General features: G+C 72.9%; 24 protein-coding genes. 10 read left to right on the top strand and 14 right to left on the bottom strand.

Features of this window, described 5'->3' with window-relative positions; genetic code table 11:
- Positions 1-62: 62 nt before the first annotated feature.
- The gene (locus AC3ANS_RS00275; protein ID WP_488294181.1) at positions 63-1031 is read left to right on the top strand and encodes a glutathione S-transferase family protein; all 969 of its coding nucleotides are present in this window, start codon (positions 63-65) and stop codon (positions 1029-1031) included.
- Positions 1032-1034: 3 nt separating this feature from the next.
- Here AC3ANS_RS00275 and AC3ANS_RS00280 read toward each other — a convergent pair whose 3' ends face one another.
- The 3 genes from AC3ANS_RS00280 to AC3ANS_RS00290 form a co-directional block, all read right to left on the bottom strand.
- Positions 1035-1322 carry a DUF1905 domain-containing protein gene (locus AC3ANS_RS00280; RefSeq protein ID WP_488294182.1) on the bottom strand — a complete coding sequence of 96 codons (288 nt, stop codon included), beginning with the start codon at positions 1320-1322 and terminating at the stop codon, positions 1035-1037.
- A gap of 33 nt (positions 1323-1355) precedes the next feature.
- The gene (locus AC3ANS_RS00285; protein WP_488294183.1) at positions 1356-3776 is read right to left on the bottom strand and encodes an SCO7613 C-terminal domain-containing membrane protein; all 2421 of its coding nucleotides are present in this window, start codon (positions 3774-3776) and stop codon (positions 1356-1358) included.
- A gap of 66 nt (positions 3777-3842) precedes the next feature.
- On the bottom strand, positions 3843-4847 hold the full coding sequence (locus AC3ANS_RS00290) for a glycoside hydrolase family 43 protein (RefSeq protein ID WP_488294184.1): 1005 nt from the start codon (positions 4845-4847) through the stop codon (positions 3843-3845).
- Between the two features lie 110 nt (positions 4848-4957).
- Here AC3ANS_RS00290 and AC3ANS_RS00295 point away from each other — a divergent pair, with 110 nt between their 5' ends.
- The 5 genes from AC3ANS_RS00295 (at position 4958) to AC3ANS_RS00315 (ending at position 10665) form a co-directional block, all read left to right on the top strand.
- Complete coding sequence (locus tag AC3ANS_RS00295) at positions 4958-5872, top strand: cation diffusion facilitator family transporter (RefSeq protein WP_488294185.1); 915 nt, start codon at positions 4958-4960, stop codon at positions 5870-5872.
- Between the two features lie 294 nt (positions 5873-6166).
- Complete coding sequence (gene pdhA, locus AC3ANS_RS00300) at positions 6167-7237, top strand: pyruvate dehydrogenase (acetyl-transferring) E1 component subunit alpha (protein ID WP_488296567.1); 1071 nt, start codon at positions 6167-6169, stop codon at positions 7235-7237.
- A complete protein-coding gene (locus AC3ANS_RS00305; protein WP_488294186.1) occupies positions 7237-8226 on the top strand; it encodes an alpha-ketoacid dehydrogenase subunit beta in 990 nt (329 codons plus the stop codon). The genes pdhA and AC3ANS_RS00305 overlap by 1 nt, the downstream gene beginning before the upstream one ends.
- An 11-nt stretch (positions 8227-8237) precedes the next feature.
- Entirely contained in the window at positions 8238-9656 is a 1419-nt protein-coding gene (locus AC3ANS_RS00310; RefSeq protein WP_488294187.1) for a dihydrolipoamide acetyltransferase family protein, read from the top strand.
- A gap of 58 nt (positions 9657-9714) precedes the next feature.
- Positions 9715-10665 carry a DUF2804 domain-containing protein gene (locus AC3ANS_RS00315; protein ID WP_488294188.1) on the top strand — a complete coding sequence of 317 codons (951 nt, stop codon included), beginning with the start codon at positions 9715-9717 and terminating at the stop codon, positions 10663-10665.
- Between the two features lie 3 nt (positions 10666-10668).
- On the opposite strand, the gene AC3ANS_RS00320 is transcribed toward AC3ANS_RS00315, so the two are convergent.
- From AC3ANS_RS00320 to AC3ANS_RS00335, 4 genes are all read right to left on the bottom strand, one after another.
- On the bottom strand, positions 10669-11538 hold the full coding sequence (locus tag AC3ANS_RS00320; protein WP_488294189.1) for a patatin-like phospholipase family protein: 870 nt from the start codon (positions 11536-11538) through the stop codon (positions 10669-10671).
- A 24-nt stretch (positions 11539-11562) separates the two neighbouring features.
- Complete coding sequence (locus tag AC3ANS_RS00325) at positions 11563-12381, bottom strand: SDR family oxidoreductase (RefSeq protein WP_488294190.1); 819 nt, start codon at positions 12379-12381, stop codon at positions 11563-11565.
- Positions 12382-12509: 128 nt separating this feature from the next.
- Complete coding sequence (locus AC3ANS_RS00330) at positions 12510-13313, bottom strand: NAD(P)H-binding protein (RefSeq protein WP_488294191.1); 804 nt, start codon at positions 13311-13313, stop codon at positions 12510-12512.
- A gap of 300 nt (positions 13314-13613) precedes the next feature.
- Positions 13614-15113 carry a carboxyl transferase domain-containing protein gene (locus AC3ANS_RS00335; RefSeq protein WP_488294192.1) on the bottom strand — a complete coding sequence of 500 codons (1500 nt, stop codon included), beginning with the start codon at positions 15111-15113 and terminating at the stop codon, positions 13614-13616.
- Between the two features lie 49 nt (positions 15114-15162).
- On the opposite strand from AC3ANS_RS00335, the gene AC3ANS_RS00340 reads away from it, so the two are divergent.
- Positions 15163-15735, top strand: a complete 573-nt coding sequence (locus tag AC3ANS_RS00340) for a nitroreductase family protein (RefSeq protein WP_488294193.1) — start codon at positions 15163-15165, stop codon at positions 15733-15735.
- Here the strand turns inward: AC3ANS_RS00340 and AC3ANS_RS00345 are convergent.
- The 5 genes from AC3ANS_RS00345 to AC3ANS_RS00365 all read right to left on the bottom strand — a co-directional run bounded on the left by AC3ANS_RS00345 (position 15724) and on the right by AC3ANS_RS00365 (position 20617).
- Complete coding sequence (locus AC3ANS_RS00345) at positions 15724-16710, bottom strand: NAD-dependent epimerase/dehydratase family protein (RefSeq protein ID WP_488294194.1); 987 nt, start codon at positions 16708-16710, stop codon at positions 15724-15726. The two genes, AC3ANS_RS00340 and AC3ANS_RS00345, sit on opposite strands and share 12 nt — an antisense overlap.
- A gap of 70 nt (positions 16711-16780) precedes the next feature.
- On the bottom strand, positions 16781-18217 hold the full coding sequence (locus AC3ANS_RS00350) for a M1 family metallopeptidase (RefSeq protein WP_488294195.1): 1437 nt from the start codon (positions 18215-18217) through the stop codon (positions 16781-16783).
- A 42-nt stretch (positions 18218-18259) separates the two neighbouring features.
- Complete coding sequence (locus AC3ANS_RS00355) at positions 18260-18823, bottom strand: RNA polymerase sigma factor (protein WP_488294196.1); 564 nt, start codon at positions 18821-18823, stop codon at positions 18260-18262.
- Positions 18824-18887: 64 nt separating this feature from the next.
- A complete protein-coding gene (locus AC3ANS_RS00360; RefSeq protein ID WP_488294197.1) occupies positions 18888-19697 on the bottom strand; it encodes an ABC transporter permease in 810 nt (269 codons plus the stop codon).
- On the bottom strand, positions 19694-20617 hold the full coding sequence (locus tag AC3ANS_RS00365) for an ABC transporter ATP-binding protein (protein WP_488294198.1): 924 nt from the start codon (positions 20615-20617) through the stop codon (positions 19694-19696). Before AC3ANS_RS00365 ends, AC3ANS_RS00360 begins: the two co-directional genes overlap by 4 nt.
- Positions 20618-20738: 121 nt before the next feature.
- Here AC3ANS_RS00365 and AC3ANS_RS00370 point away from each other — a divergent pair, with 121 nt between their 5' ends.
- The gene (locus AC3ANS_RS00370; protein WP_488296568.1) at positions 20739-22229 is read left to right on the top strand and encodes a serine/threonine-protein kinase; all 1491 of its coding nucleotides are present in this window, start codon (positions 20739-20741) and stop codon (positions 22227-22229) included.
- Here the strand turns inward: AC3ANS_RS00370 and AC3ANS_RS00375 are convergent, their stop codons facing one another.
- Positions 22230-22805 carry a TerD family protein gene (locus AC3ANS_RS00375; protein WP_488294199.1) on the bottom strand — a complete coding sequence of 192 codons (576 nt, stop codon included), beginning with the start codon at positions 22803-22805 and terminating at the stop codon, positions 22230-22232.
- Between the two features lie 47 nt (positions 22806-22852).
- Entirely contained in the window at positions 22853-23497 is a 645-nt protein-coding gene (locus AC3ANS_RS00380) for a hypothetical protein (RefSeq protein WP_488294200.1), read from the bottom strand.
- Positions 23498-23598: 101 nt separating this feature from the next.
- Between AC3ANS_RS00380 and paaN the strand changes: the two genes are divergently transcribed.
- Together paaN and AC3ANS_RS00390 are read left to right on the top strand one after the other, a co-directional pair.
- A complete protein-coding gene (gene paaN / locus AC3ANS_RS00385; RefSeq protein WP_488294201.1) occupies positions 23599-25284 on the top strand; it encodes a phenylacetic acid degradation protein PaaN in 1686 nt (561 codons plus the stop codon).
- A gap of 124 nt (positions 25285-25408) precedes the next feature.
- Entirely contained in the window at positions 25409-26872 is a 1464-nt protein-coding gene (locus tag AC3ANS_RS00390; RefSeq protein ID WP_488294202.1) for a DHA2 family efflux MFS transporter permease subunit, read from the top strand.
- Positions 26873-26894 lie beyond the last annotated feature (22 nt).

Here is a 26894-nt window from a genome sequence, read left to right on the forward strand (position 1 = left end):
CGCCGTTCGGGTCCGGGCCCGGGCCGAACGGCCCCGGTTGGCAGGGTCCCTAGGGTGGAGAGATGGGCGCTGACACGGGCAACAGCAGGTACCTCACTCCCGGCGAGTTCGACCGGGACATGAACTACATCCCCGACCGGATCACCCACGGCGCTCGCCGCCCCGAGCACGGGCCGGTCGAGGGCGAGCTCTGGCCGGTGGAGCCGGGGCGCTACCGGCTGGTCGCTGCGAAGGCCTGCCCCTGGGCCAACCGCTCGATCATCGTGCGGCAGCTCCTCGGTCTCGAGGACGTGATCTCGCTCGGGCTGTGCGGGCCGACCCACGACGAGCGCAGCTGGACCTTCGACCTCGACCCCGGCGGTCGGGACCCGGTGCTCGGCATCGAGCGGCTGCAGGAGGCCTACTTCGCCCGCTACGCCGACTACCCCCGCGGCATCACGGTGCCCGCGGTCGTCGACGTGCCGAGCGGCGCCGTCGTCACCAACGACTTCCCCTGGATCACCCACGACCTGTTCTTCGAGTGGCGCGACCACCACCGCCCCGACGCACCCGACCTGTGGCCCGACGACCTCCGCGAGGAGATGGACCACGTGATCGAGCGGATCTTCACCGAGGTCAACAACGGCGTCTACCGGTGTGGGTTCGCGGGCTCGCAGGACGCCTACGAGCGGGCCTACGACCGGCTGTGGACCGCCCTGGACTGGCTCGAGGAGCGGCTCGCCGATCGTCGTTACCTGATGGGCGACCGGCTCACCGAGGCCGACGTACGCCTGTTCACGACGCTGGCGCGGTTCGACGCCGTCTATCACGGCCACTTCAAGTGCAACCGCAACAAGCTCACCGAGATGCCGGTGCTGTGGGCCTACGCCCGGGACCTGTTCCAGACGTCGGGCTTCGGGGACAACACCGACTTCGAGCAGATCAAGGCGCACTACTACGTCGTCCAGGACGACATCAACCCCTCGCGGGTGATCCCGAAGGGGCCCGACCCCGCAGGGTGGCTGACCCCGCACGGACGGGAACGGCTCTGAGCGTCACACGTCGACGCTGAGCCGGACGGTGACGTCCTGGCCGAGCTCGAGGCCCTCGGCGCGGCGGACCTGGTCCTTGAGCGGCACGACGTAGCCGCCGTCCTTGGGCCACAGCGACGTGGACCAACGGGTGTCGCCGACGCGCACGACGACCGGGATCATCCCCCAGCCGTAGCTCACCGCGGCCGCGGTCTCGGCGAGCTGCTCGCACTCGTCCTCGGGCACGCTCACGAAGTGGTACGGCGCCGGGCCGCGCCACTCCCAGATCACGCCGTCGAACTCCAGCTCCATGCGGCCGAGGGTAGGGCGGCCCCGAGCGTGGGGCTACCGCAGACGTGCGAGGTATCCCGCCGCCGTGCGCAGGTCGCGCATCCGGTGCTCCCAGGTGATCCCGACCGCCGTCAGCAGGGTGCCGGCGACGCCGATCAGCACCCACTGCGGGGTCTGGGCGGCGTACGGCGCGAGCTCGCGCAGCACGACGAGCGAGCCGACCACGGCGCCCGCCTGCAGCGGGGCGCTCCAGCGCAACCGGGTGCCGGCGAGCACGAGCAGCAGGCACCCGGCGCCCAGCACGACCGCCCGGGTCGTGAGCGGGTCGGCGGCCACCCAGAGCAGCGACGGCACCGTGCCGAGCGTCAGGCCGGGGGTGAGCGCCACGGCGGTCGGTGCGGCCGGGTCGCGCTGCAGCCGACGCACGCCGACGAGGAGCAGGGCGATCGCGCTCGGCAGCGTGTAGGCCTCCTGGGCGGTGACCCCGAGGTCGGCGAGACGCACCCAGGTCGCGGCCGCCAGGAGCAGGCCGCCCACCCAGCCGAGCTCACGGCGCTCGGGGTGGACCAGCGCGCTGACGCAGACGAGGGCACCGGCCACGGTCAGGTGGACCGCGAGCGCGACCGAGGCGTCGTCCGCGCCGGCGATCGCGCCCATCGACGCGGCGAGGCCGGCCAGTGCCGACGCGATCTCGAGCTCGACCCGCGGCACCGCGATCGCCAGCAGCCCGACGGCGAGCAGCACCGGCACCCCGCGCTGCGCCTGGTCGATCTCGAGGACCGACGCCGCCGACCAGAGCAGGCCCGCGATGCCCACGGGGAGCAGGAGCCCGCCGACCGTCCTGAGGGCGTCGGTGCGACCGCGCCCGGCGAGGAGCGCCGTCGCCGCCGTCAGCACGGCCGCGACGCCGGTGGTCAGGGCATCGCTCGGGAGGACGATCGGCACCGCCACGACCCCGACGAGCAGGCCCAGGAGCGCTTGTCGCTCACCGGAGCCGTCCTCGTGCCGCCAGGAGTCCGCGAGCAGGCCGGCACCCAGCAGGAGCACTGCGCCCGCCACGGTCCAGGCCGGCACCGGGAAGAGCGCGAGGGTGGCGATCGCCGCCGCCAGCAGGACGCCGGCCGGCAACTGCGCCCGGACGGAGCTCGGCCGCGGGGCCAACGAGATCGCAGCGAGCAGCAGCCCGGCGACACCCAGCACGAGCAGGGCCGGCGCGGCCGGCGTCTCGGGCTCGCCCAGGCGCATCCCGGCGGTCCGGGTGAACGGCGCCGCGTGCCCCATGGCGTTGCCGGCCGCCTGCACCGTCATCGCGCCGGTCACGGCGAGCACGGGCATGGCGGCGAGCAGCATCGGGACCCAGGCGATCGGCCGCCAGGACTTCGCGAGCGTCAGCGACACGGCCGTCCAGCACACCAGGGCGACCAGGCCGACCGTGCCGAGCACGGTGGCGCTCTCGTCGGCCGCGGGCAGGGTCAGGGTGAGGGTCAGCAGCGTGGTGGCCGCCGAGGTGAGCGCCCGGGTCGGGACGGGGCGGGTGCGCACGAACGGCACCGGCGCCACGAGGAGGAGCGAGGCGGCGAGCAGGCCCGCGGCGTACCCCTCGGTCCACAGCCCGTGCAGGGAGGGGTGGCCGGAGGCGTCGACCAGGCCGACCGCGAGGAGGGCCAACCACCACCAGCCCGCGCCGACGGCGGCCAGCACCCGCCCGAGGCGCAGCGAGCCCGGTCGAGCCCCGCCGGCCAGCACGAGATGCGCGAGCACGACGGCCACGATCACGGTCGTCACGTGTCCGCTGGCGGCAATCGCGCCGAGCCCGGTCACGCTGAGGGCGAGCACGGCCAGCACCTGCGGTGCGCCGAGTCGAGTCACCTGGACGAGGGCCACGGCCGCGAGGAGGACGGTCCCACCGACCGTGCACGTGAGGCCGGCGTCGTCGAGTGCGCCGAGCCAGCCGGCGTGGGCGGCTCCGACGACGTCGAGGGCCAGCAGCCCCAGCCCCACCGTGGTCAGTGACTCGGCGGCGATCCGGAGCCCGCGCCGCCCGAGCCACACCCCCAGGCCGCCGCTCACCAGGGTGAGCGCCACGAGCACCGACGTACGCCCTCCGACGCCGAGCCAGGACCAGGCGACCGCCAGGAAGATCACCGCGGCCACCAGCAGGCACAGGGCACCGAGCCCGAGGAGGATCCTCGGCACCGACGGTGCGGAGAGGCCGCGGCGGCCGACCTGGTGGGGCGCGGGTCGAGGAGCGGGGTACGACGGCAGCGGCGCCGGTGACGAGGCCGCCGAGTCCGCCCGGAGCCGGGCCAGGAGGTCGTCGGCGATGCGCAGGGTCTGCAGCAGCTCGCCGGCGAGGGGGCTGTTGAGCCTCAGGCCGCAGCCCGGGCAGGACGTGACCTGGACGGGGAGCCGGGTGTGGCAGTCCGGGCAGACGAACGGGTCCGAGAAGCGAGTGGTGCGAGCGGTCGACGTCATGTCGCCAGGATCGCCTCCGGGAGCCGGCCGGCGGATGAGCCCGGGTACTCAACCACCCGCCCTCGGTCAGCGTCGGTGCGCGAACCCCCACACGCGGGGCTTGCCCTGGTGCCAGCGCAGGTGGGCGGCGTACATGACCCGGCGGGCGTAGGGCCGGTCCGCCCGGCCCAGGTGGAACCGCGCCGGGCACGGTCGGCGGCCGTGGCCGCAGGTCCAGCCGTGGAAGTACACCACCGGGGCGGCGCGGCCCGCGGTGAGCACGTCGGCGCCGCCCGGGCCGCAGATCCCGGTGTTGGTACGGCGCAGCAGCGGGTGCGCGGCCGCCCGGCCCCACCGGTACAGGCTGTGCGACCGGCGCCAGGTGGTCTCGTAGGAGCAGCTGCCGAAGTAGCCCTCGGACGTGAACATCACCAGGTGCCGGCCGTGGCGCACGATCACCGGGTTCTCGATCGTGTGCCGGCTGCGCAGCAGGACGCGCGGTCGTGCGCGGTGGCCGCGGTGCCGGCCGTCGCGGGACAGCCGCAGCAGCTGGATCGAGGCCGGGTTGCCCTGGGTCTTGAACAACAGGTAGCGCGCGCCGTCGGCCCGCGTGAACGCGGACGGGTCGATCGCGCCGCGCGCGGGGCACACCAGCGGGTGCCGGCCCACGGGCCGGAACGTGTCGAGCGGCTGCCGGGCCGTGGCGACCCCGATGCAGCGACGGCTCTGCCCGTGCGCGACGGCCGAGTAGTACAGCAGCCAGCCCCGGGGGCCGTGGACCAGGTCGGAGGCCCAGATCGAGGGGGAGCGCACCCAGCGGGGGAGCACGGGCAGCGCCGCGCTGATCGGCCGCCACGGTCCGCGCGGTGTCCGGGCCAGGGCCCGTGGTGCGCGCCAGCCGGTGGAGATCGCCAGGTAGCCGCCGGCGATCGAGACCACCGACGGGTCGGCGAAGTCCTCGGTGTGGAGGACGGGCGCGATCCGTTGGACAGGTCCTCGCAGGCGTGCGCCGTTCGCGTCGGCGGCCTGCGTCCCGGTCACCAGCGTGCCCGCCGCCAGCGCCACCACGAGGGCAGCCCACGCTGCCCGCATCCCCCGACCCATGTGCCCCCACCAGACGTCCGCGCCCTGTCGTGAGCCGACAGGATGACCCGAGGATCGGCGCCTCGCAGCGAAACCTGCGCAGTTGACACAATGGGGCCATGGGGCACGACCACGACCACGCAGCGGGACGCGCGGAGGACCGCGGCCGACTGCGCATCGTGCTCGCGGTCACGTTCGTCGTGATGGCGGTCGAGGTGGCCGGTGCGCTGCTCACCGGCTCGCTCGCGCTGTTCGCCGACGCCGGCCACATGGCCACCGACGCCGCCTCCGTCGTGCTGGCGCTGGGGGCGTCGTACGTCGCCTCCCGTGGCGGCGGGCCGCGGTCGACGTTCGGCCTGCACCGGGCCGAGATCCTGGCCGCGCTGGTCAACGCGCTGGTGCTGCTGGTCGTCTGCGGCTACCTGGCCTGGGCCGGCATCTCCCGGCTCGCCGAACCGGAGTCGGTCGACGCCGGACCGATGGTCGGGTTCGCGTTGGTCGGCCTGGTCGCGAACGCCGCATCGTTGGCGATCCTCAACCGCTCCGACACCGGGTCGCTCAACCTCCGCGGGGCCCTCAACGAGGTGTTCGCCGACCTGGTCGGCTCGATCCTGGCGGTGCTCGCCGGCGCGGTCATCTGGATCTGGGGCTTCGACCGGGCCGACGCGATCGCCTCGTTGGTGATCGCCGTGCTGATCCTGCCGCGCTCCCTGGTGCTGCTGCGGGAGTCGGCCTCGATCCTGCTCGAGGTCGCTCCCCCGGGCCTGGACCTCGACGACGTACGCCGCCACCTGCTCGAGATGCCCGGGGTGGTCGACGTGCACGACCTCCACGCCTGGACGATCACCAGCGGGATGCCCAGCCTCTCGGCCCACGTGACCGTCACCCAGGAGGTCCTCGCCGAGCTCGGGGTCGGCGGGGTGCTCGACCGGCTCTGCGAGTGCAGCGCCGAGCACTTCGACCTGCGGCACTCGACGTTCCAGGTCGAGCCGGTGACGCACCGCGAGCACGAGGACCTCGGCGAGGTGCACTGAACCACCCCGGAGGGATTGGCGGCGCCGACAATGGCACGGGTAGGTTGGGCAGGCACGATTGTGTTCCGGGTCACAGGGCGCACCACCCCCGCGCCCCGCGTCCGGAGCGAACCGCCAGCCACCATCAGCGACCGGCCTCGGCACGCGGAGACCCCGTACCGCCGACGACTCGAAGGAGCGCACGTGACCCAGCAGGCATCAGGGGCCAACCCTGGCAGCACGCCCGGCTTCGGCCCCGATCTCGCCGAGGTCTTCGGGCCCTCGCACCTCGACGGCGGACCCGAGCTCGTCCAGCTGCTCACCCCCGAGGGCGAGCGGGTCGAGCACCCTGACTTCACCTTCGACCTGGGTGACGACGCCATCCTCGGCTTCTACCGCGACATGGTGCTCACCCGCCGCATCGACACCGAGGCGACCGCGCTCCAGCGGCACGGCGAGCTCGGCATCTGGGCCCAGCTGCTCGGCCAGGAGGCCGCGCAGATCGGCGCCGGCCGCGCGCTGCGCCCCCAGGACTTCGTCTTCCCGACCTACCGCGAGCACGGCGTCGCCTGGTGTCGCGGAGTCGACCCGCTCGACCTGCTCGGCCTGTTCCGCGGGGTCGACCAGGGCTCGTGGGACCCGAAGGAGAACAACTTCGGTCTCTACACGATCGTGATCGGCGCGCAGACCCTGCACGCCACCGGCTACGCCATGGGCATGCAGCGCGACGGGGTCGTCGGCACCGGTGACCCCGACCGCGACGCCGCGGTCGTCGCCCACTTCGGCGACGGCGCGTCCTCGCAGGGCGACGTCAACGAGGCGTTCGTGTTCGCGGCGTCCTACAACGCCCCCGTGGTGTTCTTCTGCCAGAACAACCAGTGGGCGATCTCCGAGCCGTTCGAGCGCCAGAGCCGGATCCCGCTCTACCAGCGGGCTCTGGGCTTCGGTTTCCCCGGCGTCCGCGTCGACGGCAACGACGTGCTCGCGACGTACGCCGTCACCCAGGCCGCGCTCAACCGGGCTCGCGACGGGCAGGGCCCGACGTTCGTCGAGGCCTACACCTACCGGATGGGTGCGCACACCACCACCGACGACCCGACCCGCTACCGGCTCTCCGACGACCTCGAACGCTGGAAGCTCAAGGACCCGATCGCGCGGGTGGAGGCCTACCTGCGGCGCAACGGCGTCGCGGGCGACGACTTCTTCGCCGACGTCCAGCAGGAGGCCGCCGACCTCGGTGTGCGGCTCCGCGAGGGCTGCAAGGCGCTGCCCGACCCGGCACCGCTGAGCATCTTCGACCACGTCTACACCGAGATCACCGAGGAGCTCGAGGCCCAGCGGGAGACGTTCGCGGCCTACCTGGAGTCGTTCGAGGGGGCGCACTGATGAGCGAGAAGACCCAGAAGATCACCCTCGCCAAGGGCCTCAACATGGGGCTGCGCAAGGCGATGGAGGACGACCCCAAAGTCCTGCTCATGGGCGAGGACGTCGGCAAGCTGGGCGGCGTCTTCCGGATCACCGACGGGCTGCAGAAGGACTTCGGTGAGGACCGGGTCATCGACTCGCCGCTGGCCGAGTCCGGCATCGTCGGCACCGCCGTGGGGCTCGCGCTGCGCGGCTACCGCCCGGTGGTCGAGATCCAGTTCGACGGGTTCGTCTACCCGGCGTACGACCAGATCGTCTGCCAGGTCGCGAAGATGACGTTCCGCAGTCAGGGCAAGACCCGGATGCCGATGGTGATCCGGATCCCGTTCGGCGGCGGCATCGGCGCGGTCGAGCACCACAGCGAGAGCCCGGAGGCGCAGTTCGCGCACACGCCCGGCCTCAAGGTGGTCGCCTGCTCCAACCCGGTCGACGGCTACTGGATGATCCAGCAGGCCATCGCGTGTGACGACCCGGTGATCTTCCTGGAGCCCAAGCGCCAGTACCACGCCGACAAGGCCGAGCTCGACGAGAGCGCCACGCCCCAGCCGCTGTTCACCTCGCGGGTCGCGCGGCGCGGCGGCGACGTCACCGTGCTCGCCTACGGGCCGACCGTGAAGACCGCGATGGCCGCGGCCGAGGCGGCCGCGACCGAGGGCAAGTCGCTCGAGGTCATCGACCTGCGCACGCTCTCGCCGCTCGACATGGCACCGGTCTATGAGTCCGTACGCCGCACCGGGCGCGTCGTCACCGTCCACGAGGCGCACGTGAACCTGGGCGTGGGCGCCGAGCTCGCCGCCCGGATCACCGAGCAGTGCTTCTACTCCCTCGAGGCACCGGTGCTGCGGGTCGGCGCGTTCGACACGCCCTACCCGGCGTCCCGGATCGAGGAGGACTACCTCCCCGACCTCGACCGGGTGCTGGACGCCGTCGACCGCTCGCTCGAGTTCTGAAGGAGGCCCGCGTGGCCGAGTACAAGCTGCCCGACGTCGGCGAAGGCCTGACCGAGGCGGAGATCGTGAAGTGGCACGTCGCCGTGGGTGACGTGGTGGAGATCAACCAGATCGTGGTCGAGATCGAGACCGCGAAGTCGATCGTCGAGCTGCCCTCGCCGTACGCCGGCACCGTCAGCGCGATCCTGGTCGCCGAGGGCGAGCTGATCCCGGTCGGCACCCCGATCATCGCGATCGGCGACGAGGCGGAGGCGTCCGCCGCTCCGGCGGCCGACGACGGGCCCGGCGAGATCGACCTGTCCAACCCGGCGGCGTCCGGGGGTGGCGAGGGGGAGAGCCTGGTCGGGCGCAACAAGGCCGACCGTGGCCCGATCCGCCGCGCCCGACGGGTCGCCTCCGGTGCGATGGCCGCGCACATGCAGGCCCAGGCCGCCTTCGAGGGCGGTGCCTCGCCGCTGGTCGAGGCCGACGAGCCGGCGCCGGCCGCCCCGGCACCTGCTCCCGCGTCGGCTCCCGCGTCTGCTGCGGTGGCCGAGCCTGCCGCCGTACGCACGCTGGCGAAGCCGCCGGTGCGCAAGCTCGCCAAGGACCTCGACGTCGACATCTCGACGCTGACGCCGACCGGGCCCAACGGCACGGTCTCGCGGGACGACGTGCAGGCTGCGGTGAACACCGGCGGCCAGCGCCAGTACGCGAACTACGCGCCGAGCTCGCTGACGCCGCAGGGCGGCGAGACTCGCGAGCCCATCAAGGGCGTGCGCAAGATGATGGCCGGCGCGATGGTGCAGTCCGCCTTCACCGCGCCGCACGTCACCGAGTGGGTCACCGTCGACGTGACCCGCACGATGGAGCTCGTCGAGCGGCTCAAGGGTCGCCGCGAGCTCCGCGAGGTGAAGGTCTCGCCGCTGCTGGTGCTCGCCCGCGCGGTGATGCTCGCGATGCGGCGCACCCCGGACATCAACTCCTGGTGGGACGAGGCCAGGCAGGAGGTCGTCTACAAGGAGTACGTGCACCTCGGCATCGCCGCTGCCACCCCCCGTGGGTTGGTGGTGCCGAACATCAAGGACGCCCACGCGCTGTCGCTGGTCGAGCTGGCCGGCGCCCTCGGCGAGCTCGTGGACACCGCTCGGGCCGGCAAGACCCAGCCGGCCGAGATGAGCGGCGGCACGTTCACGATCACCAACGTCGGCGTGTTCGGCGTCGATGCGGGCACGCCGATCATCAACCCCGGGGAGTCGGCGATCCTGTGCTTCGGCGCGATCAAGAAGCAGCCGTGGGTCGACGAGGCCACCGGCGAGATCGTGGCCCGCGACGTCACGACCCTCGCGCTGTCCTTCGACCACCGCCACATCGACGGCGAGAAGGGCTCCCGCTTCCTCGCCGACGTGGCCGGGATCCTCGAGGACCCCGCCACCGCGCTCCTCTTCTGAGCACCGCCCGGCCCGAGCTTGCGAGGGCCGGGTCGGCATCGGCGTGTAGAACTCATCCGTGCCCGAGCGTGAGATCACCGAGCCCGTCGACCTGTGCCTGCCGAACGGGCGGCTGAACCCGGACGCGGTGGGGTGGTCGCGCACGCCGCTGCACCGGGCGAACCTGCGCAGGTGGGGACGCGCGAAGCGGTGGGAGTACTGGGGCGTCGTGACCCCGCAGCTGTGCCTGGGGGTGGTGGCGTCCTCGCTCGACTACGCCGGGGTGTGCTCGGTGTGGGTGCTGGACCGCGAGACCGGCCGGACGTGGTCGCACGACGAGGTTCCGCCGCTGGCCCGAGGGGTCTCGTTGCCGGCCGGCGTCGGTGGCCGGGCGCTCGTCGAGGCCGGCAAGCTGCGGATCGAGCTCGACGGGGGCGCGGTGCGGGTCAGAGCCCCCGGCATCGAGGTCGACCTGGCCGTCGGTGCCGGTGGTGAGTGCCTCGGGGTCGTCGTGCCGTGGAGCGGCCGGCGGTTCCAGTACACCGTCAAGGACGTGTCCCGGCCCGTCACCGGGCGGGTCACGCTCGACGGGACGGCGTACGACGTCACCGAGGGCTGGGCGGTCCTCGACCACGGTCGCGGCAAGTGGCCCTACTCGATCACGTGGAACTGGGCCGCGGGGTCCTCCGACCGGGTCGGCATCACCCTCGGCGGGAAGTGGACCGACGGCACCGGCTCGACCGAGAACGCTCTGTTCGTCGAGGGGCGGACCCACAAGATCGGCGAGGAGCTGATCTGGGACTACGACCGCTCCGACTGGATGCGGCCCTGGCGGATCCACGGGCCGCGGCTCGACGCCACGGTGACGCCGTTCCACGAGCGGGTCGACAAGACCAACCTCGGCGTGGTCGCCAACGAGACCCACCAGTGCTTCGGGCACTGGTCGGGATGGGCGGCCACCGACGACGGCGAGCGGGTGCCGTTGGACGGGTTGGTCGGGTGGGCCGAGGAGGCCCGCAACCGCTGGTGAGGGCTAGCGGCCCGCCGCGTCGAGCGCCTCGGCCGTCAGCGTCCGGCCGAGCTCGATCATCTCCGCGGCCCGGTGGAACTCCAGCGAGCGGGCGGCGCCCGAGGGCACGGTGACCAGCACGTCCGGCGGCAGGCCGGCCATCCGGTAGCGGGTGACCAGACCCTGCATCGCGTCCATCGACAGACCCACGACGTCGGAGATCCGCAGCTCCTCGAGGGGGTCCGGCGGCTCCTTCTCGCGCCCGACCGTACGCCGCACCCGCTCCACGAGAGCGTCGCGCCAGGTGGGCTCGGCGGGTTCGCGGGCCGGCGAGCTCTGCTCCTGCGCGCTGCGGTCGCCCGAGAGCGAGATCGCGACGGTGAGGTCGGCGGCGCTCGCGGCGGTGGGCTCGATCGGCACCGGGTTCATCAGGCCACCGTCGGCGAGCAGCCGGCCGTTCATCACGACCGGGGTGATGACCCCGGGGATCGCGATCGACGCACGCACCGCGGAGACCAGCGGTCCGCGCTGGAACCACACCTCGCGGCGAGCGCGCAGGTCGGTGGCGACGGCGGTGAACGGGATCGGCAGGTCCTCGATCAGCCGGTCACCGACGATCTGCTCGACCTCGGCGAAGATGCGCACGGCCCCGATCGCCCCGCCGCCGGCCCACTTGGGGTCCAGCAGCCGCACCACGCCGCTCGAGGTCAGCGTGCGCGCCCAGGCGGTGAACTGGTCGAGCACGCCGGCGGCGTACAGGCCGCCCACGAGCGCGCCCATCGACGAGCCGGCGACCGCGACGATCTCGTGGCCGCGTGCCTCGAGCTCGTCGATCGCGCCGATGTGCGCGTAGCCGCGGGCCCCGCCGGAGCCGAGCACCAGGGCGACGCGCATGTCCAGCAGCCTAGTGCGGCGGCACTACGGCTCGATGCCGGAGACCTCCCACCCCTGCGGGGCGATCGGGTGCAGCATCGCGTCGGTGCCGCCGTCGATGAACAGCACCGCGCCGACGATGCTCGCCGCCCCCTCGGAGAGCAGGAAGCAGATCGTGGCGGCCACCTCCTCCGGTCGGCAGGTGCGGCCGATCGCGGTCGGGTAGGAGTCGATCGCCGGCCCGAAGACCGGGTCGGCGCGCATCTCCGCGACCATCGGGGTCTCGGTGGCGCCGGGGGCCACGGAGTTCAGCCGGATCCCGGCTCCCGCCCACTCCGGCTTGACGCCCTCGCGGCGGGCCCACCAGGCCAGTGCCGCCTTGGTCGAGGGGTACACCATCACCGAGTCGACCTTGCCGGCCTCCTCGCGCGCCAGCGCCTCGTCGTCACGCAGGCAGGCCTGGGCGACCGGGGCGTTCCAACCGGGCATGCCCGTGATGGAGTTGGAGGCGAGCAGCACGACGCCCGAGCCGCCCTGGGCCGCGCCGGCGGTCAGCTCGGCGTGCAGGCCGGTCACCAGCGCGATCGCGCCGAAGTAGTTCACCGAGATGACCAGCGGCGAGGGGACGCCGGTGTGTCCGGCGATGCCCGCCGCCGGCACGAGGCCGTGCACCCGGTCGGTGAGCGCGCGTACGCCGGCCACCGCCTCGGCGCGACCGCCCGGCGTCGACAGGTCGGCGATGACGTCGACCCCCTCGGTCGGGGTCCGATCGACCCCGATCACCCGGTGCCCCTGTTCGCGCAGCATCCCCGCGGTCGCCGCCCCGATGCCCGACGCTGCCCCGCTCACGACGTACGTCTTCATGGACCGGACTGTAACGCGTTCTAGTCTTCGCCGACGTCCACGCTTGTAACGCTCCTTTATGTCCTCGCGGCCACGCTCGACCGGCGCCCGGCGAGGGCAATAAAGGAGCGTTACAAGCGGTGGGGTGGTCAGGCCGCGATGGCCTCCAGGACCTCGGTGAGGGTGAGCTGCGGGCGGCCGATCAGCTCGGTCAGGGCGTCGGGGGACTGGGTGAACAGCCCGGCGCGGAACAGGGCGTGCAGCGGGCCGAGCGCTCCCAGCTCGGCGTCGTCGACTCCTCGGTGGTCGATCGGCCGGCCGAGCCGGGCGCCGATGCGGCGAGCGAGGTCGTCATAGGTCCACGGCGCTCCGTTGAGGCTCGTCGTCGTGCGGGGACGCGGGTCCGTGAGCGCCCGGGCGGCCGCTGCCGCGAGGTCGCGGACCGACGCCGTCCGCAGGGCGTGTCCGCGCGTGGCGGAACGGATCACGCCGGTCGAGACCGCCTCCTGCCAGGCGCGTTGGACGAACGGCTCGGTGTAGAGGCCGTTGCGGAGCGCCGCCCAGCTCGTCGCGCCCTCGGCCAGTGCCTGTTCGGTCGCCAGGTGCCCGGGGTCGTGGTCGGCGCCGAGGAAGCTGGTGTAGACGAGGTGGGCGACCTCGGCTGCGGACGCTGCCTCGAGGAGGGCGCGGTGTTGCCGGGCCCGGATCGCCGGGTCGAGCACGGGGCTCGAGACCAGCAGGACCCGCTCGATGCCCTGGCAGGCCGAGCGCAGGCTGGGCGGGTCGTCGAAGTCGCCGCGACGGATGGCGATGCCGTCACCGACCAGGCGGTCCGTGTCCGATCCGGGCCGCGCCAACGCGGTGATGTCGGCTGTGGGGTCGATGCTCTGGAGCTCCCGCGCGGCCAGCCCGCCGAGGGTACCGGTGGCGCCGGTGATGAGATAGGTGGTCACAGTCTCTGTCCTGTCTGAGGGTGTTCGCGGTCAGCAGGCCGGCAGGTCAGGGGGCCGGTGCCCCGGAGCGGGGCAGGCAAGACGGGACGAGCGCGCAGAGGCTCGTCGTGGCACGTGACCGGTCAGGTCGATCAGGGTGACGTCAGCAGCACAGTGCTCGGAGCGTAGACGACGGGCGGCTCGTCGGGGGAGGCCGCCCTCCTCACGCTTGTAACGCTCCTTTATGTCCCGCAGGTCGCGCTCAGACGGCCGGCTCGTAGGGGCAATAAAGGAGCGTTACAAGCGGGCGGGCGGCCGGCGTCAGGCGTAGCGGCGGGCGCGGGAGGCGGGGGAGCCGGGGCCGTGGGCGAGCAGGGCGGCCAGCTCGTGCTCGAGGACGGCGCCGACCCGCTGGCAGAACGCCTCGGGCTCGTCCGCGGCGTCGGGCCGTTCGGCGACGACCAGATCGACGATGCCGCGGGCGTGCAGGTCGATCGCGCGGACCTGCTGGGCGCGAGCCATCTCCGGGGCGTGCGCGACGTCGCGGTGCACGATCGCGGACGCGCCCTCGGGCGGGAGCGGTGAGAGCCACGCGTGCTGGGCCGCGACCACGCGGTCGGCGGGCAGGAACGCCAGCGCTCCGCCGCCGTTGCCCTCGCCGAGCATCAGGCACAGGGTGGGGGCATCGAGCGTCACCAGGTCGGAGAGGCAGCGGGCGATCTCACCGGCGAGCCCGCCGTTCTCGGCGTCCGGCGACAGGGCCGCACCCTGGGTGTCGATGACCGTGACCAGCGGCAGCCCGAGGTCGGAGGCGAGCCGCATGCCGCGGCGGGCCTCGCGCAGCGCCTCGGGGCCCATCGGCCGCTCGCGGGTCTGGCCGCGGCGGTCCTGGCCGAGGAACACGCACGGCGCCTGGCCGAACCTCGCCAGTCCGACCAGCAGGCCGGGATCGCGCTCGCCCTGGCCGGTGCCGTTGAGGGGGACGACGTCGGTGGCGGCGTACCGCAGCAGCCGGCGGATCCCCGGGCGGTCCTCGCGCCGCGAGCGCAGCACCGCGTCCCAGGTGTCGACGTCCGGCGAGCCGGCGTAGAAGTGGTCGGCCGGGGGCGGGGCGACGGCGGCGATACCTTGCCGCGGCGCCAGCAGGATCGACAGCGCGCGGTCGAGGATCTCGGCGATCTCGTGCGGGGCGAGTACGGCGTCGATGATGCCGCGGGCGTAGAGGTTCTCCGCTGTCTGCACGCCCTCGGGGAACTCCTTGCCGTACAGCGTCGAGTAGACCCGCGGGCCCAGGAACCCCAGCAGCGACCCGGGTTCCGCGACCGTCACGTGGCCGAGCGACCCCCACGACGCCATCACGCCGCCGGTCGTCGGGTGCCGCAGGTAGACGAGGTACGGCAGGCCGGCCTCCTTGTGCGCGGCCACCGCCTCGGTGATCCGGACCATCTGGACGAACGCCGGCGTGCCCTCCTGCATCCGGGTGCCGCCGCTCACCGGCCCGGCGAGCAGTGGCAGGCCCTCGCGGGTGGCCCGCTCGATGGAGGTGACGAGCCGGTCGGCGGCCGCGCGCCCGATGGAGCCCGCGAGGAACGCGAACTCGCCCATCACCACCGCCACCCGGCGCCCGTGCATGAGGCCCTCGCCGGTGAGCACGGACTCGTCGACGCCGCTCTTCTCGGCGGCCGCGGCCAGCACGGCGGCGTACTCCGCCGAGACGCCCGCGCGGTCCGGCGGGGTGTCCCAGGAGATCCAGGAGCCCTCGTCGAGCACGAGGTCGAGCAGCTCGGTGGCCGAGAGTCGGGCAGGCGTCGGCGCGGTCACCCGCGCAGGGTACGGGAATACGGGGCCGCGTCCGCGGGCTCGGACCTGCGTGGACCCCCTCGAGCCGCCCGCGCTCCACCCGCTCCTGAGCGAGCGCCGGAGCGTGAAGGAGTACGACGACGCGCACCAGGTGGGCGACGACGAGCTGGCGACGTTGCTCGAGGCGGCCCGCTGGGCGCCGTCCGCGGGCAACTCCCAGCCGTGGGCGTTCCTGGTCGGCCGGCGCGGCGACGCGGCCCACGAGGCCTTCGTGCCGCTGCTCGCGCCGAGCGTGCGCCGCTGGGCGCCTGCCGCGTCGGTGCTGGTGTTCGCCCTGCACCAGGTGGCGTCCGGGCCCGAGGACGACGCGTTGCTGTACTCCGACTACGCGGCCTACGACCTCGGCCAGGCGGTCGCGCACCTCACCGTCCAGGCCGCCGCCCTGGGCCTGTCGACCCACCAGTTCGCGGCGTTCGACCACGCGGGTCTCGCCGCCGCGTGCGACGTGCCACCGCACTGGTCGGTGACCACGGGTGTCGCAGTGGGCCGGGCCGTCACCAGCGACCTGATCCCGCGGGTGCGGCGGCCGCTGGCCGAGGTGGCGTACGCCGGGCGGTTCGGTACGCCGGTCCTACCGGCCTGATGCCCGCCAGGCCGCCAGCACCTCGGCCTCCCGCTCCCGGCTGATGCCGGTCACGGTCGCTCCTGGAGTGGCGCGCAGCCACGCCAGGGTGTCGCGGGCGGTCTCGGCGAGCGGCCGCAGCACCAGCCCCACGGCCAGCGACGGCTCCGGGTCGTGGGCGCACATGCCGTCGTACTCCGGGCGGGGGAGCCACAGCGGCACCGACTCGGGTCCGGTCCACGGCTCGACGCCCTGCTCGGTCAGGAAGTCCTGCGGCACCCAGGTCAGCTCGGGCTCGACTCCGCACCCGGCTGCAACCTGCTCGAGCACCTCGCGCATCGACAGCACCTCGCCGACGGCGTCGTAGTCCCCGCCGGTGCGCTCCTCGGCCGCGGTCACGATCCACGCGGCGAGGTCGCGCACGTCGATGACCTGGGTCGCGTCCTCGGGCCGGCCGGGGCCGAGCGCCTCGCCGCCCCAGGCCAACCGCGCGGGCCAGTAGCTGAAGCGCCCCGTCGGGTCGCCGGGCCCCACGATCAGCCCCGGCCTGATCACGGTCCACGACGCGGCTCGGTCGCGCACCGTCTGCTCGCACGCGACCTTCATCGGCCCGTAGGCCTCGGGATCGGTCGCGAGGTCGCGGTCGTCGGTGATCGGCTCGTGCAACGGCAAGGTGCCGGGGCGGCCGCCGGGCGTCGACTCGTCGGCATAGACGCTGACCGTCGAGACGAACACCCAGTGCGCGCTGGGCAACGACGCCACCGCGCTGCGGACCCACGACGGCATCCGGGCCACGTCGACCACCGCGTCGTACGCCGTGCCGGTGATCGCATCCGGCGGTGTCTCGCCCCGGTCCCACACGACCAGGCCGGCGCCGGCGGGCACGGCCCCCGAGGTGCCGCGGTTGGCGCACGTGACGTCGTGGCCGCGGCGTACGGCCTCCGCGGCGACGGCCCGGGAGAGGAAGACGGACCCACCCAGCACGAGGAGCTTCACGCTGACCACCGTGGCGGCCGCGGGCCCGCGGGGCAAGGGGTTCTGCCCAGGGCAGAGATCGGGGCAGAGATCAGCGCTTGGGTGACTTCTCGCCCAGCAGCCAGGCGTTGAAGAACGCGGACAGGTCGTCGCCGGTCTGCTCCGTCCACCAGGTGGTGATGTGGTTGTAGTCGGCGTTGCCGTCCGCGTAGACGTGGGGCCAGGCGGCGACCAGTCGCCAGAAGTCCCCGTCCCCGAACCGCTGCCGCAGGTCGTCCCACATCAGCGCCGGCCCGTAGTAGACGTTGCCGGAGGCGAACGAGTCGGGGTGGTAGGCGGCCGGAGGCCCGGCCGCGGCCCGCATCTCGGGCTCGCGGGCCTGCCACTCGTCCATCACCGTCGACACCGGCTCGTCGTGGCGCTCGGCCGACCAGACGCCCTGGAGGTAGGTCGCCATGCCCTCGTTCATCCACACGTCGCGCCAGTCGACCGGGGTGACCTCGTCGCCGTACCACTGGTGCGCGATCTCGTGGACCAGGACCTCCGGCGAGGTCGCGGCACGGGTGTCGCCGAGCGTGATCATGGTCTGGGTCTCCATGCCGCTCTCGGAGTCGACGACCACGATGCCGAGCGACCCGAACGGGTAGGGACCGAGCTTGTCCTCGACCCAGGCCAGCGCCTGCGGGGTGCGTCGCACCCGCCGCAGCAGGTCGGGCCGGCCGGGGGGCGTCCAGTAGGTGATCGGCACGCCCGACGCCGACCGGTCGCTGGTCATCGTGAAGTCGCCGAACGCGACCGTGATGAGGTACGACGACGCAGGCTCGTCGAGCCGCCAGCGGGTCACCGTGTCGCCCTCGGATCGCGAGCGGTCGAGCAGGTCACCGTTCGCGACGCCGACGAACGGTGCCGGGACGCGCAGCGTGAAGTCGTAGAGCGCCTTGTCGGAGGGCTGGTCGTTGACGGCGTACCAGGTGAAGGCGCCGTACGGCTCCTGCATGGTCCAGCTGCCGCCGTCCCGGGTCACCGTCCAGCCGATCGTGCTGAAGTCGGAGCGCTGCACGGGTGCGGGCACCGGGCGCGGCCGGCCGGAGTAGCGAAGCCGGAGCGTGTGGTGCTGGTCGGGACGCACGGTCGCGTCGACCACGAGGTCCTTGCCGTCGTGCTCGAACCTCGCCCTCCGGCCGTCGAGGGTGAGGCGGTGCACCGTCAGGGGCGCGGCCAGGTCGAGCTGCAGGTGGTCGGCGGCCTCGGTGGACCGCAGCTCGATCGTCTCGACCGCGTCGAGCGTGCGGGTGCTCGGCGTCCAGGTGAGCTGGAGGTCGTAGTGCAGGGCGTCGACGCCGGGGTCGCCGACCTGCGGATAGACGCCGTCCTCGACCGGCGTGCTGTAGCCGGCGGCCGCGCTCGCCGGTGTGTACGAGGTCGGCGTCGGTGAGGACTGCGGGGTGGGCGCGGGCGGCCGGTCCTCCTCGGAGGTGCAACCCGCCAGCAGCAGGGCGCACACGAGGAGGGCGGCCGCGCTTCTCATTCGGCGCTGCGCCGCTCTGTCATTCGCTGCTCCGCAGCTCGGTCATTCGCTGCTCCGCAGCAGTGGCCGCGCCAGCCGCCGGCCGTGGTGGATCTGGGCCTTGATCGTGCCGAGCGGGGCGCCGACGAGCTCGGCGATCTCCTCGTACGACATGCCATAGACGTCGCGCAGCAGCAGCGGCTCGACGAACTGCGGGTGGTCCTTCTCGATGATCTCCATCGCCTCGAGCAGGTCGAGACGGGTGCCCGCGATGACGCTCGTCGTGCGCGGGTCGGGCTTGTCGAGCGGTCCGTGGTCGAGCGGATCGGTGGCCGTGGCCTGGTTCTTCAGGCGGCGGTACGTCGAGCGGGCGGAGTTGACCGCCACCACGTGCATCCACGTGGTGAACCGGCCGCGCCCACCCCAGGAGCCGATCTTGTTCGAGATGTTGATCAACGCCTCCTGGCAGGCGTCCTCCGCATCGGCCAGGTGGGGCAGCACGCCCCGGCAGACGTTGAGCGCCCGCGGGCGCACGGCGGCGAGCAGCGCCTCGAGTGCGTCGCGGTCGCCGGACTGCGCCCTTCGGGCGAGCTCGTCGATCTCGTCAGCCGTCAGTGCTTCAGTCATCACGCAGACACCCTTCCCCGTTGCCTGAACACTATCCAAGCGACGGGGAAGGGTGATCGAGTCGTTACTTGACCTCGGAGCGGAGCACGGTCCAGAGGCCGAACGCGAGCGGGAGCAGGAGCCAGGCCAGGCCGGTGACCCCGAGCTGCGCCCACTGGTGGGCGGACAGCGAGCCGTCGAACAGGGCGCTCTGGGTGTAGTTGAAGTCGACCCAGCCCTGGATGTTGGCGAACCAGTCCTGGGCTTCTGCGAGCAGCGAGGTGATGGTCGGCACCACCATCGTGAGGACGAAGTACATGACGATCGCCCCGGCCGAGTTGCGGATCAGCACCCCGAGCATGAAGCCGGTCATCATCCCGATGATGTTGGCGAGCACGATGTAGGCGAACTCCGTGACCGATACGTTCCAGACGGTGTCGGTGCCGGTGATCGCCGTACCGACGACGTTGCCGGCGGCGCCGATCGCGCCGGCCAGGGCCATCGACACCACGCCGACGCCGAGCGCCACGAGCGCCTTGGCGCCGATCACGCGGCCGCGGTGGGGCACCAGGGTGAACGACGTCAGCCCGTTGCGCTGGCTCCACTCGCTGGTGACCGACAAGATCGCGATCATCGGCAGGATCACCGACATCGGGAAGCCGAACGCGGTGGCGAACGTCTCGTAGGTCAGCTCGTCGTCGGGTGCGAACAGGATCACGGCGCCGGTGGCCAGGACCGACATGATCCCGATGCTCGCCAGCAGCCAGAAGCCCGAGCGGGTGTCGAAGGACTTGCGCAGCTCGACGGCGACGACCCGCGACAACGGGATCGGTGCCGGGGCCGCGCGTCCGGTGCGGACGTGCTCGTCCTCGTGCTCGAGGGTCAGGGTGGTCATGCTGCTGCTCCTTCTGAGGTGTCGTCGCGCTGGGTGTCCGCGGTGAGATCGAGGAACATCTCCTCGAGGCCGGCGCCGTCGGCGGGGCGCAGCTCGACCAGCGGCACGCCGGCTCGCAGCGCGACCTGGCCGACCAGTCCGGCCTCGGCGTCGACGCGGAGAGCGTCGTGGGTGCCGCTCGCGGCGCTGTCGGTGAAGTCGATGCCCGCGTCGACCAGCGCGTGCGCCAGCCGTCGTACGTCGGGAGTGCGCACGAGCGTGCCTGCGGACGCGAGCAGCTCGGCCTTGGTGCCCTGGGCGACGATCCGGCCCTGGCCGATCACCACGAGGTCGTCGGCGATCACCTCGATCTCGTGGAGGAGGTGCGAGGAGAGCAGGACGGTGCCGCCCTGGTCGGCGTAGCCGCGCAGCAGGTCGCGCATCCAGCGGATGCCGGCCGGGTCGAGACCGTTCGCGGGCTCGTCGAGGATCAGTGCGTCGGGGTCGCCGAGCAGGGCGGTGGCGATGCCGAGCCGCTGGCGCATGCCGAGGGAGTAGTTGCGGACCCGGCGGCCCGCCTCCTCGGGCGTGAGGCTGACCAGCTCGAGCATCTCGTCGACCCGGCTCCGCGGGAGCCCCATGGTGCGCTGGGCGATGGTGAGGATCTCGCGGCCGGTGCGGCCCGCGTGCTGGGCGGAGGCGTCGAGGAGGACGCCGACCTCGAGGCCGGGGTTGGGCAGGTCGGCGTACCGGCGGCCGCTGACCTGCGCGGTGCCGGAGGACGCCGGCGTGAGCCCGACCATGATCCGCATCGTGGTGGACTTCCCGGCGCCGTTGGGGCCGAGGAAGCCGGTGACCCGCCCGGACCGGGCGGTGAAGCTGACGTCGTCGACGGCGGTGAACCCGCCGTACGTCTTGGTGAGTGAGTCGACCGTGATCATGGGTCAACCCTCGTGCGGCAGGCGGGGTGCCGGCATCGGGGAAGGGGCACCCCGCGTCCCTGAGCCGACCCCGAGCGGTCTCAGGGTCCGACCCCGACTCGGGCATGATGGGCCCGTGCCCATGCCCTCCCGCCTCGGTCGCTACGCCGTCCGCCGGCGCATCGGGTCGGGTGGCTTCGCCACGGTGTGGCTCGCCTACGACGAGCAGCTCGACTCGCCGGTCGCGGTCAAGGTGCTCGCGGAGAACTGGACCGAGGACCAGGCGGTCCGGCAGCGCTTCCTCGAGGAGGGGCGGTTCCTGCGCAAGGTCGAGTCGCCGTACGTCGTCAGCGTCTACGACGCCGGCGAGCTCGACGACGGCCGCCCCTACCTGGTGATGTCGTACGCCGACCAGGGCACGCTCGCGGACCGCCTCGAGATCCTCGGGCTCACCCCGGGGCAGGCGCTCGAGGTCGTCCGCCAGGTGGGCGCCGGGCTCCAGGCGCTGCACGTGCGCGGGGTGCTGCACCGCGACGTCAAGCCTGCCAACGTGCTGTTCCGGACCGTCGACGACGCCGGCAGCAGCGAGGTCCGGGCGATGGTCGCCGACCTGGGCCTGGGCAAGGCTCTCGACATGTCCTCGCGGCTGACGATGATCGCCGGCACGCCGTCGTTCGTGGCCCCCGAGCAGGCACAGGGTGAGCCCCTCGACCCGCGGGCGGACCAGTACTCCCTGGCCGCCCTGACCTACCTGATGCTCAGCGGGCGGGCGCCGTACGCCCATGCCTCGCTGTCCGCCGCCGCCGCGCCCGGCGAGCCGCCGCCGCTCTCGACCCCCGAACGGGTGTTCTCCAAGTCCGTCGAGGCGGTCGTGCGACGGGGGCTGGCCGTCGATCGCGAGGACCGCTGGCCCGACGTGGCGTCGTACGTCGAGGCGCTCGCGGCCGCGCTGGTCGACTCACTGGGGCCGGACGCCGGGGTGGACCGCACCCGCCCCTGGCTGCCCCTGGACCCCGACCTGACCCAGCCCGGCGCGCGGCCGAGCCCGCTGCTGCCGTCGCGTCCGCTCGCCGAGCCGGTGCCGCCGCGACACACCGGACGCCGGGTCCTCGGCGCTCTCGTCAGCGTGGCGGCGCTGGCCGCCGGGATGGGCGCCGGGTACGCCGTCGAGCAGCGCGGGGACGCGCAGGTGACCCTCACCGACCGCACCGGCACGCTGTCGGTCACGGTGCCGGACGACTGGGACCGGGCTCGCTCACCCCGCGGCTGGAAGGTGCCGGGCGGGGGTGGGGAGTTCCCCGCGCTCTCGGTGGGCACCTCCCCGGACTGGACGGACGTCGGGTCCTCGGAGCAGGGCGTCTTCCTCGGCATCCTGCCCGGCGACAAGCTGCCCGAGCACGTGCCGCAGCACCCGGAGTGTCGCGAGGCCCAGGAGCCGGTGGACACCAACGACGGGAAGCCGACCCGGACGGTCTTCTTCACCAAGTGTCCCGGTGGCATCACCGTCGAGCGCGTGGTGCAGCTGGCCGCCAACCGGTTGCTGTGGGTGCAGGTGCGCAGCGCCGACCGGGCCACGGCCAACGCCGTGCTCGACGCCGTCGAGGCCCACGGGTTCGGGGCGCTGAGGTCCTAGCTAGAGGAACCGGCGCAGCGCGTCGACCGACTGGGTGGGGACCGTGACCTTGATGCCCTGGCCGATCGCGCGCATCCGCCAGCCGTCGCCGGAACGGAAGATCTTCGCCATCGCCAGGCCGGTCTCCGGCACCCCGGCGGTGAGCGTGAACCGGGCGAGCTCGGTGTCGTGGTCGCCATCGCCCGCCACGAGGCGGCAGTAGGCGTGGGCGACCCACTCCAGCGAGTGTCCTTGGTAGCTGCTGACGAGGAACACGACCTGGTCGACCTTGCCGTAGACCTTCGTCAGGTCGACCGTGATGGCCTCGTCGTCGCCCGCGCCGCTTCCGGTCAAGTTGTCGCCTTGGTGGATGACCGAGCCGTCGCGAGTCGCGAGGTTGTTGTAGAACGCCAGATCGAAGAGCTGGTCGCCCGTGAACTGCACCGCCGAGGCGTCCAGGTCGATGTCCGGGGCGCCGGTGCCGATGAAGCCGGCGGTGCGTTCCTTGTCCCAGCCCACGCCCATCCGCAGCTGGGTCAGGGGCGTTCCGTCCGCCGTGGCCAGGTCGATCTCCTGGCCGGCCTCGAGCTCGATCACATCGTCGAACCTACTCGGACCTCACGACTCGGTGTCGCGCACGGGCGTCAGGGCAGCTTGTGGACGCTGACCGCAACGTGCTCCATGAGGGCCTCGAGCCCGGGCACGTCGACGCCGCGGCCGACGACGCTCATCTCGAACGTCGCGGCCGTCTGGCCGGGCACCGTGAACCAGCGGAACATGTTGTGCCGCTGCCGGTCGTTGCCGTCGCGGTAGGTGAAGTAGAGCTCGTCCTGGTCCTGGTCGACGACCTCGACGACGTCGTAGATCGACTCGATCGCGGCGATCTTCTGGTCGACCATCTGCTGCGGGGTCAGGCGCTCGGTCACGAGCTTGACCCGCAGGCTGTAGCCCCCCTCGGTCGGTTCGTCCGGGGGCCGCCACCGGTACTCGTTCGGCTGGTCCGTCGTCGTGCGCGCCCAGCCCCGCGGGGCCTCGTAGGTCCACTGGAAGTACGGCGGGTCGCCGATCTTGCGCACCCGGTAGTCGAGGTCGGTGCTCAACGCCGGGTAGCTCACGTCGGGCGCGAACGTCGGCGCCGGGTCCACGGGGATCGACGGCGACTCGGCCGGCACCGGCTCGGCGTGCGCGATCGAGGCCGGCCTCTGCTGGTCGAGCGTGCCCAGGCCGTAGCCCGCGGCGGCGCCCACCAGCGCGAGCGCAAGCGTCAGCCCGATCCAACGCACCCTCATGGCCCACGAGGGTAGTCGCCCCTCGGCCTTGTGACAGATCTGTGTCACAGTGTGCGAGATCTGTCACAAATGCCCCGCCACGAGCCCGCCCGGGAGAGCGCATGACCGAGACGACCGCTCCGACCTCGTCGGGCGCCCTGTTCGAGCGGCACCGGGAGCGGCTCGACGCCGCCGTGGCCGCGTGCGCGAGCCGGGAGTACTTCTCGGCCTTCGACGAGTCACCGTCTCCGCGCGTCTACGGCGAGTCCGCGGCCGCCGAGGGGAAGGCGGCGTTCGAGGCCTGGCTGGGCGGCGACTTCCCGCTCGAGACCCCGGGCGCGGAGGGCACCGTGTCGACCGAGCGCTCGCCGTACGGCTTCGACCTCGAGGTGGGCTACCCGCGGGCTGTGGACGTCGACGCGCTGATGTCGGCGGCGCGTGCTGGCATGAGGGCATGGCGGGACGCGGGCCCGGACGGACGAACGGGGGTGTGCCTGGAGATCCTCTCCCAACTTCACACGCGCATCTTCGAGCTGGCCGGCGCGGTGCAGCACACGAGCGGGCAGGCGTTCGTGATGGCCTTCCAGGCCGGCGGGGCGCACGCGCTCGACCGGGCGCTGGAGGCGATCGCCTACGCATGGACCGAGATGACCCGGGTCCCCGCGACCGCCGTCTGGGAGAAGCCCGGCCGCGGTGAGCCGCTGCGGATGGAGAAGACCTTCACCGTGGTGCCGCGCGGGGTGGCGCTCGTGATCGGGTGCAACACCTTCCCGACCTGGAACTCCTGGCCCGGGCTGTTCGCCTCGCTCGTCACCGGCAACCCGGTGGTCGTCAAGCCGCATCCTGCGGCCGTGCTGCCCCTCGCGATCACCGTCCAGGTGTGCCGGGAGGTGCTGGCCGGCGCCGGCTTCGACCCGGGCCTGGTGACGCTGGCGGCGGAGGGCCCCGACGACCACCTGGCCGCGACGCTGGCCGTGCGCCCGGAGGTCCGGCTGGTCGACTTCACCGGCGGCAACGCGTTCGGCGACTGGCTCGAGGCCCACGCCCGCCAGGCCGTGGTGTTCACCGAGAAGGCCGGGGTCAACACGGTGGTGGTCGACTCCACCTCCGACTTCGCGGCGATGTGCCAGAACCTCGCGTTCTCGTTCTCGCTCTACTCCGGTCAGATGTGCACCGCGCCGCAGAACGTCTACGTGCCGGCTGCCGGGATCACGACCGACGACGGGCTGAAGACCCCCGCCGAGGTGGCCGCCGGCATCGGGGCGGCCCTCGACCGGCTGCTCGGCGACGACGCGCGAGCCGTCGAGCTGCTCGGGGGCATCGTCAACGAGGGCGTGCTCGCGCGCCTGGACAGGGCCGCGTCCGGCCACGTGCTGGTCGCGTCCCGGACGGTCGAACACCCGGCGTACGACGGCGCGGTCGTGCGCACGCCCACGATCGTCGGGCTGACCGCCGACGACGTGGACGTCTACGAGGCCGAGTGCTTCGGCCCGGTCGCCTACCTGATCGAGACCGAGGGCACCGGGCAGTCCATCGAGATCTTCCGCGACACGGTGCTGGCGCACGGCGCGATGACGGCCGCGGTCTACTCCACGTCCGAGGCGGTCGTGGACCAGGTGCGCGAGGCCGCGCTCGAGGCCGGGGTCGCCCTCTCGGAGAACCTGCTCGGCGGGGTGTTCGTGAACCAGTCCGCGGCGTTCTCGGACTTCCACGGCACCGGCGCCAACCCGGCCGCGAACGCCTCCTACACCGACGGCGCGTACGTCGCGCCCCGCTTCCGGGTCGTGCAGTCGCGCCGCCACGTGTGAGCAAGTTCGGTCGGGCGCACCGGGCCGCGGACCACCGATGATTCGAGAGACTTCGCGAGGTCTGTCGATGTCGTAGTGCCCCGTTCGTGGAGAAGGTGACCCACCTTCCACCGAGGAGACCTCGATGACCGACCTCAAGAGCCGCTGGCTCGCGCTGTACGTGCTGTGTCTGGGCGACCTGATGATCGTGCTGGACTCCAGCATCGTGAACGTCGCGCTGCCCTCCATCCAGACCGACCTGGGGTTCTCCCAGGGCGCGCTGGCGTGGGTGGTCAACGCCTACCTGCTCACGTTCGGCGGCTTCCTGCTGCTGTCCGGTCGGCTCGGCGACCTGCTGGGCAACAAGCGCGTCTTCCTCCTCGGCGTGGTGTCGTTCACCGTGGCGTCGGTGGCGTGCGGGCTGGCACCCTCGGCCGGGCTCCTCGTCGCGGGCCGCGCCATCCAGGGCCTCGGCGGCGCCGCGGTGTCCGCGGTCGCCCTGTCGCTGATCATGGGCCTGTTCACCGACGCGGGCGAGCGCGCGAAGGCGATGGGCTTCTTCGGGTTCGTGATGTCCGGCGGCGGCGCGGTCGGAGTGCTGCTCGGCGGCGTGCTGACGGGTCTCTTCTCCTGGCACTGGATCTTCCTGGTCAACGTGCCGATCGGCGTGGGCGTGTGGATCGCGGCCAGGCGGGTGCTGCCGGCCGACGAGACTGTCGAGGGCACCGCCGGGCTCGACGTCCCCGGGGCGGTCCTGGTCACCGGCTCGCTGATGCTCACCGTCTACGGCATCGTCGGCGGCAACGACGCCGGCTGGACCTCGGGCCGAACGCTCGGGCTGCTCGGCGCCAGCGTCGTGCTGCTCGCGGCGTTCGTGCTCCGCGAGGCGCGCGCCGCCAGCCCGCTGGTCCCGCTCCGGCTGTTCCGGCTGCGCAACGTCACCGTCTCGCAGGTCGTCGGCGTGCTGTGGGCGGCCGCGATGTTCGCGTGGTTCTTCCTCGCCGCGCTCTACCTCCAGCAGGTGCTGGGGTACGGCGCGCTCGAGGTCGGCCTCGCGTTCGTGCCGACCAGCGTGGTGATGGCGTTCTGCTCGCTGCGGGTCTCGGACAAGCTGGTGCTGCGCTTCGGCATCCGGCGCCCGCTGATGGCGGGCCTCGCGCTCGCCGCCGCGAGCCTGGGTCTGTTCTCCCGCGCACCGGTGGACGGGAGCTTCGTGACCGACGTGCTGCCCTCGATGCTGCTGCTCGGCGCGGGCGCCGGCATCGCGTTCAACCCGGTGCTGCTTGCCGCGATGGGCGATGTGGAGCCGCACGAGTCCGGCCTGGCCTCTGGGGTCGTCAACACGTCGTTCATGATGGGCGGCGCGCTCGGCCTGGCGGTGCTGGTCAGCCTCTCGAGCTGGCGCACCGAGTCGCTGTCCGCCGACGGGGCGGCCCACCTCCAGGCGCTCAACGGCGGCTTCCAGCTGGCGTTCGCCGCCGGTGCGGTCTTCGCCCTCACCGCTGCCGTCGTCGGCGGGCTCTTCCTGCGACCCCAGCCGATGGGTGGCCCCAACCCTGATCCCTCCGGCGTCGCCCTGGCCGAGGAGCCCGCACCCGAGGTCGCCTGACACGTTGACCCGCCCGAGAGTT

The organism is Nocardia sp. 149-1B, from assembly GCF_057747975.1.

Coding starts and splice junctions, on each gene's coding strand:
- AC3ANS_RS00275 (WP_488294181.1), top strand. CDS start 63: ATGGGCGCTGACACGGGCAACAGCAGGTACCTCACTCCCGGCGAGTTC.
- AC3ANS_RS00280 (WP_488294182.1), bottom strand. CDS start 1,322: ATGGAGCTGGAGTTCGACGGCGTGATCTGGGAGTGGCGCGGCCCGGCG.
- AC3ANS_RS00285 (WP_488294183.1), bottom strand. CDS start 3,776: ATGACGTCGACCGCTCGCACCACTCGCTTCTCGGACCCGTTCGTCTGC.
- AC3ANS_RS00290 (WP_488294184.1), bottom strand. CDS start 4,847: ATGCGGGCAGCGTGGGCTGCCCTCGTGGTGGCGCTGGCGGCGGGCACG.
- AC3ANS_RS00295 (WP_488294185.1), top strand. CDS start 4,958: ATGGGGCACGACCACGACCACGCAGCGGGACGCGCGGAGGACCGCGGC.
- AC3ANS_RS00305 (WP_488294186.1), top strand. CDS start 7,237: ATGAGCGAGAAGACCCAGAAGATCACCCTCGCCAAGGGCCTCAACATG.
- AC3ANS_RS00320 (WP_488294189.1), bottom strand. CDS start 11,538: ATGCGCGTCGCCCTGGTGCTCGGCTCCGGCGGGGCCCGCGGCTACGCG.
- AC3ANS_RS00325 (WP_488294190.1), bottom strand. CDS start 12,381: ATGAAGACGTACGTCGTGAGCGGGGCAGCGTCGGGCATCGGGGCGGCG.
- AC3ANS_RS00350 (WP_488294195.1), bottom strand. CDS start 18,217: ATGAGAAGCGCGGCCGCCCTCCTCGTGTGCGCCCTGCTGCTGGCGGGT.
- AC3ANS_RS00355 (WP_488294196.1), bottom strand. CDS start 18,823: ATGACTGAAGCACTGACGGCTGACGAGATCGACGAGCTCGCCCGAAGG.
- AC3ANS_RS00360 (WP_488294197.1), bottom strand. CDS start 19,697: ATGACCACCCTGACCCTCGAGCACGAGGACGAGCACGTCCGCACCGGA.
- AC3ANS_RS00365 (WP_488294198.1), bottom strand. CDS start 20,617: ATGATCACGGTCGACTCACTCACCAAGACGTACGGCGGGTTCACCGCC.
- AC3ANS_RS00370 (WP_488296568.1), top strand. CDS start 20,739: ATGCCCTCCCGCCTCGGTCGCTACGCCGTCCGCCGGCGCATCGGGTCG.
- AC3ANS_RS00380 (WP_488294200.1), bottom strand. CDS start 23,497: ATGAGGGTGCGTTGGATCGGGCTGACGCTTGCGCTCGCGCTGGTGGGC.
- paaN (WP_488294201.1), top strand. CDS start 23,599: ATGACCGAGACGACCGCTCCGACCTCGTCGGGCGCCCTGTTCGAGCGG.
- AC3ANS_RS00390 (WP_488294202.1), top strand. CDS start 25,409: ATGACCGACCTCAAGAGCCGCTGGCTCGCGCTGTACGTGCTGTGTCTG.